Here is a 7081-nt window from a genome sequence, read left to right on the forward strand (position 1 = left end):
TCACGCGGCGAGGTTCTTGCGGGCTCGCTTGTTCGCGTACATCCGGGCGTCGGCGGTGGCGAGCAGCACGTCCGGGGCGACCGCGCGGCGTTCGGCCCAGAGCGTGGTGCCCACCGCGGCGGTGACCCGCAGCGCGTGGCCGTGCCAGGGCAGCGGCTCGGCCACGGCGCCGGCGATCCGGGCGGCCAGCGCGGTCGCGGCCGCCTCGTCGGTGTCCGGGCAGAAGACCAGGAACTCGTCGCCGCCGATCCGCGCGACCACGTCTTTGGTCCGTACCGTCGCGCTGATCCGCGTCGCGGTGGCCCGCAGGATCTCGTCGCCGGCCTCGTGGCCGTACCGGTCGTTGACCGGTTTGAAGTCGTTGAGGTCGCAGTAGATCAGCGCCAGGTCGCCGGCCTCGCCGCGGGCGTGCCGGGCGATCGCCCGTTCCATCACCGCGAACAGCCGGCGCCGGTTGATCAGGCCGGTCAGCTCGTCGTGCGCCGCCTGATGGGCCAGGGCCCGCTGGTCGCGGGCGCGCTGCGCGTTCAGCCGGCCGATCCGGACCAGCACCAGCGGGATGGTCAGCATCGGCGCGAGGGTGAGCAGGAGCCCGTCCGGCGGCGCGCCCAGCAGCTGGCCGATGCCGCCGACCACCGGCACGACCAGCATGGCCGCGCCGAACATCTCCAGCTGCAGGCGCGGCGTACGGCCGGCCGGCGGCACGCTCGGCTCCATCAGCCCGAGGATGCTGGGGTGCAGGCCGGCGGCGCCGAGGCACAGATAGCCGAGGGCGAAGAACAGCGCCGGCACGGTCGCCTGGTGCTCGGCGGCCGACGGCATGGCGTTGACCGCGGCGATCCCGGCCACCGTGCAGCCGAGCGCGGCGAACAGGTAGGCCAGGCAGGGCCGGCCCGCTCCGCAGGTGCGGGCCACCCGCAGCAGCGCGCCGCAGATGCCGAACAGCACCAGGATCTGGGTGAGCACGATCAGCTGCTGGCCGATGCCGGCGTGCTCGTGCAGCAGGCGCGGGCGGAAGACGAACTCCCACACCGGCGCGGCCACCGCGATGCCGGCGACCGCCGCGTCGATGGTGCCGCTGCCGTCGCGCGGAGCGTGCCGCAGCACGATCATCAGGCTGGCGGCGAGCAGCAGGGCGTACCCGCCGATCTGCGGCGGCGCGACCAGCCAGGCGGGCGGCTGCGGCCACGGCATGGGCAGCACCGCGGTCGCCAGCCAGGCCGCGTTCACCACGCTCAGCGACACCAGCGCGATGATCACCAGGATCCAGGGGCGGCGGTCGGCTACCCGGTTGACGTGCACGCCGACCAGCACGGCGACGGCGGCGACCAGCCCGGAGGCGAGCAACAGGGCCAGCCGGACCACCGGCGGACCGGTCAGGTGACCGACCGCGAAACCGGCCGCCAGCAGCACGAAACCGCCCGTCACCCCCGAGGGGCGCGGTCCGGACGTCCCTGGCAAGCGCACGAGGGCACTATCGCCCGGCGCGCCGCCGTCCTGAGGAACCGGCGGTTACCGGGTACCGCCGGTGGTGCGCCCGGCCCGGCGGGCGGCGTCGATCACCGGGTCGGTCTCGTCGTCGAACTGGCCGATCACCTGCTCCAGCAGGTCCTCCAGGGTGACCAGGCCGATCGTCGTGCCGTCGTCGGTCACCAGGGCGAGGTGCACGCGCTGCTGGCGCATCGCGGCGATCGCGTCCAGCACGCTGGTCCCGGCGGGCAGCGGCAGCGGCGCGGTCATCAGCGTACGAGCGGTCGCGTCCGTACCGCAGCTGGTGGCCTTCGCCGCGTCGCGGACGTGCACCACCCCGACGAGCGTGCCGTCGGCCTCGGCGACCGTCAGCCGGGACCGGCCGGTCTCGATGCTGCGCAGCTCCACCGCGCGGGCGTCGTCGCCGGCCCGCACCGCGACGATCCGGTCACCCGGCACCATCACCTCGCGCACCGTGGTCGACTGCACCGCCAGCATCGCGGTGAGCAGCTCGTGCTCGGCGTCGGCGATGGTGCCGTGCTCCTTGGAGGTCTCCAGCAGCATGCGCAGCTGCTCGGGGTTGTGCACCTGGGCCAGCTCGTCCTGCGGGGTCACCCGGACCAGGCGCAGGCAGGCGTTGGCCAGCCCGTTCAGCGCCGCCAGGACCGGGCGCAGCACGGTGGTGAAACCGACGAACGGGATCGCCAGCAGCTGCGCCGACGTCTCCGGGTGGCTGATCGCCCACGATTTCGGCGCCATCTCGCCGACCACCACGTGCAGGAACCCGACCAGCGCGACGGCCAGGACGAACGCCACCACGTACGCCGCGCCCCCGGGCAGGCCGGCCGCGGTGAACACCGGCTCCAGCAGGTGCGCCACCGCCGGTTTGGCGACCGCGCCCAGGCCCAGCGTGCACAGCGTGATGCCGAGCTGCGCGCCGGCCAGCATCATCGACAGCCGGCGGGTGCCGGCCAGCGCGGCCCGCGCGCCGCGCGAGCCGTCCGCGGCCGCCTGCTCCAGGCGGTGCCGCTTGGCGGCGACCAGCGCGAACTCGGCGGCCACGAAGAACGCGTTGAAGACCAGCAACAGTACGGAGACGAGCAGCGCCCACGGGTAACTCATGCCGGAACCTGCCCGTCCTCGATCACCGTGAGCGCCACTTGCTCGGGGACGTGCCGGTGCACCGCGAGCACGGTCAGCCGCGCGACGCCCTGCGAACGCAGCTCGCCGTCCTCGTCGACCAGCGGCGGCAGCTCCACGTCGACCTGCTCGCGGGCGTCCGGCAGCCGGCCGAGGCGCTCCAGGATCAGCCCGGAGACCGTGTCGTACGCGTCGTCGTCGGGCAGCCGCACCCCGGTCGCCTCGGCGATCTCGTCCACCCGGGCCCGGCCCGGAACCGTCCACGACGAGTCGCCGGTCCGCTCGATCACCGGCTCCGGCAGGTCGTCCTCGTCGCGGATCTCGCCGACCAGTTCCTCGGCCACGTCCTCCAGGGTGATGATGCCGGCGAAACCGCCGTACTCGTCGACGACGATCGCCATCTGCCGGTGGTTCTCCTTCAACCGGTCCAGCACCTCGGGCAGCCGCGCCGACTCGGGCAGCGCCACCGGCGCGGTGGCCAGCTCACGCACCGCGGTGCTGGCGCGGGCCGCCGGCTCGAGCGTGACCACGTCGGCGATCGCCACCACACCGACCACGTCGTCGACGTCGTCGCCGATCACCGGAAACCGGGAGTGACCGGTGTCCAGCAGCTCGACCACCCGCGAGGCCGGCTCACCGGCGCGGATGGTGGTGACGTCGACCCGGGGGCGCATCGCCTCGGCGGCGCTGCGGATCCGGAAGTCCAGCCCGTGGTCGAGCAGCCGGGCGGCCCGTTCGTCGAGGGCGCCCTCGCTGCTCGCGGTGGCGATGATCCGGTCCAGGTCCTCGGTGGTGGCGCCCTGCGGCAGCTCCTCGACCGGCTCGATCCCGACGGCCCGCAGCAGCCGGGTCGCGGTGGCGTCGAACACCCGGATCACCGGCCCGGCCACCGCCAGGTAGACCAGCGTGGACCGCGACAGCGCCCGGGCCAGGGTGTCCGGCTTGGCGATGGCCAGGTTCTTCGGGGCCAGCTCGCCCAGGACCATCTGCACGACGGTGGCGAACAGCAGCGCGAACACCATCGACACCGAGGTGCTGACGGCCTGCGACAGGCCGGTCGCGCCGAGCAGCTCGGCGGTGCCGCGCCCCAGGAACGGCTCGGCGACGTAGCCGGCCAGCAGCGCGGTGACGGTGATGCCGACCTGGGCGCCGGAGAGCACGAACGACAACTTCTGGGTGACCCGCAGCGCCCGCTCCGCGGCGGCGTCACCCTGGTCGGCCTGCGCCCGCAACTGCTCGCGGTCGACGGCAACGTAGGCGAACTCCTGCGCCACGAAATATCCCGTGGCGGCGGTGAGCAGCACGATCGTCATGATCCCGACGGCGATCAGCACGCACCAAACTAACACCGCCCGGCGAGCGTCAGCGCCTGCACGTCGACCACGTCCTCGTGCCGGCCGATCTCGGCGTTGTCGCGGTAGACGGTGACGCCACCGGACCACAGGCAGTAGCGCACGCCGAAGTAGCGGGTGACCCGGTCGTCGTGGTGCCGGATCACCAGCTCGTCGGCGCGGACGTCGGCCATCAGCGGGTACGGCCGGCGGCGAACTCGCCGTGGAACGCGTGCAGCCCGTCCGCGGCGGACCACACCTTGGCGACCTTGTCGGTGCCGGTGTCGATCCGGATCAGGTGGTCCCCGGTCCGGCTGGAGACGAAGACCGCGTCCTCGTCGGCGGTGGCCGTGACGGTGTGCGCGTCCCGGAACTCGGCGGGCAGCTCGACGTCGGGGCGGAACCGCTTGATGAAGTGCGGTTTCGCCGGGTCGTCCAGGTCCCAGACCGACAGGAAACCGTCGCGGTCACCGTACGGGCTGGTGTCCCAGGTGTCCTCCTCGGCCACGTAGAGCTTGCCGTTGGCGACCGCCACGTCCGCCGGGGCCCGGAACACCCCGGCGTCCTCGACGTGGCCGGCGGCGCCGATCACCGGGTGGGCGGTGTTCTCCGCGGTGTCGATCAGCCAGACCCCCGGGCCGGCGATCTCCGCGCCCGGCGGGGTCCGCGAGGTCGGCCCGGCCTGCAGCGCCCCGGTGTACGCGAACCGGTCGTCACGCCACGTCGCGCGGCGGGTGAAGGCGCCGTACCGTGCCGGGGTGCCGAGCTCGACGCGGTGCGTGACCGTCAGCTCGCCGGTGTCCCGGTCGGGGCGCATCACCCGTACCCCGCTGAGGTCGAAGTCGTAGCCCGTGCCCAGGCCGAGCGTGCCCGCGGGGTTGAAGTCGACGCTGTGGATCTGGCGGGTCCGCCGGCGGTCAGCGAGGACCGCCGCGGGCGCCAGCGTGCCGTCGTCGTTGATCCGGAAACCGCGCACCCGGTCGTCGGTGTGATGGGTGACGTAGGTGAACGGCGCGCCCGGCAGGAAGGCCGGTCCGGTGGTCCGGGTGTAGAACGGGCGGGTCCAGGCCGGGATCGGCTGCCGCGGGTCCACCTGGGCCAGGTGCGGCAGGTCGGACGGCGTGCCGGCGGCGTCCAGCGGCAGGATCTGCAGCAGCCGCAGGTCGGCGGTGCGCGCGTCCCAGTCGACGGCGTCCAGGCGCAGGACCGCGATCGAGGCCCGGAACGCCGGCGTGGCGTCGGTGGCGAGATAGACAATGCGTTCGTCCGCGGTGATCCAGGCGTGCCGCGGCGCGGCGGGCTCCCAGCCGGTGATGCCGGCCAGCGGCACCCGGACCAGCCTGTCGGTGCTGGTGTGCACCAGGACGAGGTCCTTCGACGCCATGTTGACGCCGGTCAAGATGCGCATCTTCGGTTGGCCCTTTCTCGGGTTCCTTCACAGAACGGATCAGCCGGACCGCGTCCTGATACGTCGGCTCCCCGACAGCTCGGCACCGGAATGCGGCACGGTCGCCGAGTATCAAGACTCCTGTGGGGACATCCGCACAGTGACGGCCCTCGCGACGAGGAGGTCGGAGCATGGTGGACACGTCCACGGTGACCGCGCTGGTGGCCGCGGCCGGAGAAGGAGACGCGGGTGCGTGGAAGGCCCTCGTCGAGCGGTACGCGCCGCTCGTGGCGTCGGTGATCGTGAAGCACCGGCTGTTCGGCGCCGACGCCGAGGACGTGGCGCAGACCGTGTGGCTGCGGCTGGTCGAGCACCTGCGCGACCTGCGGGAGCCACGCGCGCTGCCGATGTGGCTGATCACCATCTCGCGCAACGAGTGCGTACGGGTCCTGAAGGCGGGCCGCCGGCTGCGGCCGGTGGACCCGACCACGGAGAACGACATCTACTCCGGCGAGGCGACCGAGCCGGACCAGGCACTGCTCGACGGTGAGCGCAACCAGATCCTGCTGGCCGCGTTCGCCGAGCTGTCCGACCGGCACCGGGAACTGTTGCTGCTGCTGACCGCCGACCCGCCGATCTCCTACAGCGAGATCAGCCGGCGGCTCGGCGTGCCGGTCGGCAGCATCGGCCCGACGCGCGCCCGCGCGCTGCGCCGCCTGCGGGAATGCCTGGAGCAAGCATCCGAGCAAGGGAAAGGTGGCCGCGGTGGCATGGCGACCCTCAGATGACGACGAACGACTGCTGCGAGACCTCGCCTCGGCGCTGGGCGGGGTGACCGCCGTACAGGACCGGATCGCCGCCCTCGGCGAGGGCGCCTTCGCCTGGTACGGGGTGGACGAGGAGCTCGAGTTCGCCGGCCTGGTCCACGACTCCCTGCTCGACGGTGAGCTGGTGGTCCGCGGCGAGCTGCACCGTACCGTGATGTTCGCCTGCTCGTCGGTGACGGTGCAGGTGGAACGCAGCGCCGGCCTGGTCGTCGGGCAGGTCGTCCCGGCGGTCGAGGGCGACATCTGCGTGCTGCTCGCCGGCGGGGAGTGCTCCTGGATCCGCACCGACGAGCTGGGCTGTTTCTCGCTGCCCGCGGTGCCGCCGGAGGCGTTCCGGCTGCGCTGGCGGTCGGCGACAGCCGACGTGATCACCGACTGGATCCGGCTCTGAGGCCCGCGCCCAGGCAGACGAAACCGGCCGCGGCGGCGAGCTGCAGCCCACCCTCGGCGCGGCTGCGCTGCTGGGCGGTGGCGAGCGCCTCGGCCGGGGCGTTCCCGGCGCGCAGCCGGGCGTGGTAGGCCTGCATCAGCGGCGCGGTCTCCCCGTCCGGCACCGGCACCACCGGCGCCACCAGCGTCTCGGTGCCCTGACTCAGCAGCGCCGAGGTCAGGCCCAGCACCTCCTCGCCGACCACGTGCGAGCGGCCGGTGTCGCAGGCGGCCAGCACCACGTGCCGCGGCGCCTCCCGCAGCATCTCCAGGTCGTAGACGGTGAACGGCCCGTCGGCCAGCCGCAGTGAGGAGAACTGCGGATTGTCCGAGCGCGGCTGCCCGTGCGCGGCCACGTGCGCCATCGTCGCGCCGCGCATCGCCGCCGTCACGTGCGCCGCGTCCGCCGCTCCGTTGGTGAGCAGCAGCGGGGCGTCGTAGAGGGCGGACCGGCTCACCAGCAGCGCCGACTGGATCGAGCGGGTCGGCGGCTGGAT

8 protein-coding genes are annotated in these 7081 nt (G+C 73.4%); 2 read left to right on the forward strand and 6 right to left on the reverse strand.

What is annotated here, in order from left to right:
- From AB0F81_RS20935 to AB0F81_RS20955, 5 genes are read right to left on the reverse strand one after another with little or no spacing between them, the layout of a single operon-like run.
- Entirely contained in the window at nucleotides 1-1467 is a 1467-nt protein-coding gene (locus AB0F81_RS20935) for a GGDEF domain-containing protein (protein ID WP_360199630.1), read from the reverse strand.
- A 45-nt stretch (nucleotides 1468-1512) separates the two neighbouring features.
- Nucleotides 1513-2592: a hemolysin family protein gene (locus tag AB0F81_RS20940; RefSeq protein ID WP_360199632.1), complete on the reverse strand. Its 1080-nt coding sequence runs from the start codon at nucleotides 2590-2592 to the stop codon at nucleotides 1513-1515.
- Entirely contained in the window at nucleotides 2589-3944 is a 1356-nt protein-coding gene (locus AB0F81_RS20945) for a hemolysin family protein (RefSeq protein WP_360199634.1), read from the reverse strand. The genes AB0F81_RS20940 and AB0F81_RS20945 overlap by 4 nt, the downstream gene beginning before the upstream one ends.
- Before the next feature lie 8 nt (nucleotides 3945-3952).
- Nucleotides 3953-4135, reverse strand: coding sequence for a hypothetical protein (locus AB0F81_RS20950; RefSeq protein WP_360199636.1), 183 nt, complete (start codon nucleotides 4133-4135; stop codon nucleotides 3953-3955).
- Nucleotides 4135-5349 (reverse strand): hypothetical protein, encoded by a 1215-nt coding sequence (locus AB0F81_RS20955; protein WP_360199638.1) that lies wholly within the window; start codon nucleotides 5347-5349, stop codon nucleotides 4135-4137. The genes AB0F81_RS20950 and AB0F81_RS20955 overlap by 1 nt, the downstream gene beginning before the upstream one ends.
- A 170-nt stretch (nucleotides 5350-5519) precedes the next feature.
- Between AB0F81_RS20955 and AB0F81_RS20960 the strand changes: the two genes are divergently transcribed.
- The gene (locus AB0F81_RS20960; RefSeq protein ID WP_360199640.1) at nucleotides 5520-6116 is read left to right on the forward strand and encodes a sigma-70 family RNA polymerase sigma factor; all 597 of its coding nucleotides are present in this window, start codon (nucleotides 5520-5522) and stop codon (nucleotides 6114-6116) included.
- Nucleotides 6094-6546, forward strand: coding sequence for a hypothetical protein (locus AB0F81_RS20965; RefSeq protein WP_360199642.1), 453 nt, complete (start codon nucleotides 6094-6096; stop codon nucleotides 6544-6546). Before AB0F81_RS20960 ends, AB0F81_RS20965 begins: the two co-directional genes overlap by 23 nt.
- Here the strand turns inward: AB0F81_RS20965 and AB0F81_RS20970 are convergent.
- The coding region (locus AB0F81_RS20970; RefSeq protein WP_360199644.1) for a CHAT domain-containing protein at nucleotides 6524-7081 on the reverse strand (558 nt) is incomplete at its 5' end. The genes AB0F81_RS20965 and AB0F81_RS20970 overlap by 23 nt on opposite strands.

Origin of the sequence: Actinoplanes sp. NPDC024001 (assembly GCF_040638955.1) — a bacterium.
Lineage (GTDB): Bacteria > Actinomycetota > Actinomycetes > Mycobacteriales > Micromonosporaceae > Actinoplanes.